Source organism: Stenotrophomonas sp. P5_B8, from assembly GCF_054049855.1.
In genome coordinates this window covers 1-529 of the sequence record NZ_JBFULO010000886.1, presented here as the reverse complement: position 1 = coordinate 529, position 529 = coordinate 1, and the positions used below count along the sequence as shown (strand labels likewise).

Here is a 529-nt window from a genome sequence, read left to right as displayed (position 1 = left end):
GATCGCCGACGCGACGGTGCTGCCTCAGTGCCCGACGTCCTTGAGGTCCTCGCGCAGGATGCGGCGGATCTCCAGCACGGCCTGCGGGGTTTCCTGCACGCTGTGCCCGGAGATGATCACCTTCTCCGATACCGCCCCGTCCAGATGCGCGCTCCAGTACGGCACCAGGCCATCGTCGGACTGCTGCAGCGGCACGTCCGGTTTGCGCTGGGCGATGATCGAGTGGTACTTCAGGCCCGGCTCGATCGGCAGCGCGCCGGCGGCCTTGACGAACGGATCGCTGGCCTTGAGGTTGTCGATGCTGTTGGGGATCTGCAGTTTGGTCTGCTGTGCGGACTGCGTTTCGGCCTGCTGCAATGTCTGGAACACATCCTCGAACTTGCCCAGCAGGGTGATCGGCAGGCGCACCAGCCGGCCGATCAGACGCCCGACACGGTTGCCGGCGATGTCGGTGCCCTTGTGCGGGGCGGCAATGAAAATGGCGCGCTCCACGTTCGGTTCGGCGGTGAAGTGCAGCAGCGGACCGAGC

1 pseudogene is annotated in these 529 nt (G+C 66.2%); it reads right to left on the bottom strand.

Annotated features, from left to right (window positions below):
• Nucleotides 1-24 precede the first annotated feature (24 nt).
• A pseudogene (locus ACXJKH_RS22005) lies at nt 25-529 on the bottom strand (alpha/beta hydrolase); the annotation flags it as partial.